Annotated in this window: 1 pseudogene; it reads left to right on the top strand. The window is 46.4% G+C overall.

The window, feature by feature from the left end:
• Positions 1-862: pseudogene (locus N8L90_RS09305) on the top strand (hypothetical protein); the annotation flags it as partial.

Here is an 862-nt window from a genome sequence, read left to right on the forward strand (position 1 = left end):
AAATCCCACTTAACTCCAGAAGAGAAAAAACAAGTGGAAGATAAGGTCAAAGCGAAGAACCCAGGTAAGACTGTCACAGTAGGGGACGATGGAACCGCCACGGTTACAGATCCAAGCACTAAGATCAGTCACCCAATCGCAGGAAAAGACCTAGTGAACGAAGGCTTCACCCCAGTGAAACCAGATGAGAAGGTCGTTGTTCAAGACAAATCCCACTTAACTCCAGAAGAGAAAAAACAAGTGGAAGATAAGGTCAAAGCGAAGAACCCAGGTAAGACTGTCACAGTAGGGGACGATGGAACCGCCACGGTTACAGATCCAAGCACTAAGATCAGTCACCCAATCGCAGGAAAAGACCTAGTGAACGAAGGCTTCACCCCAGTGAAACCAGATGAGAAGGTCGTTGTTCAAGACAAATCCCACTTAACTCCAGAAGAGAAAAAACAAGTGGAAGATAAGGTCAAAGCGAAGAACCCAGGTAAGACTGTCACAGTAGGGGACGATGGAACCGCCACTGTCACCGATCCAAGCACTAAGATCAGTCACCCAATCGCAGGAAAAGACCTAGTTATCGAAGACTTCACCCCAGTGAAACCAGATGAGAAGGTTGTTGTTCAAGACAAATCCCACTTAACTCCAGAAGAGAAAAAACAAGTGGAAGATAAGGTCAAAGCGAAGAACCCAGGTAAGACTGTCACAGTAGGGGACGATGGAACCGCCACTGTCACCGATCCAAGCACTAAGATCAGTCACCCAATCGCAGGAAAAGACCTAGTTATCGAAGACTTCACCCCAGTGAAACCAGATGAGAAGGTTGTTGTTCAAGACAAATCCCACTTAACTCCAGAAGAGAAAAAACAAG

Source organism: Streptococcus mitis (assembly GCF_946190115.1).
Lineage (GTDB): Bacteria > Bacillota > Bacilli > Lactobacillales > Streptococcaceae > Streptococcus > Streptococcus mitis_CO.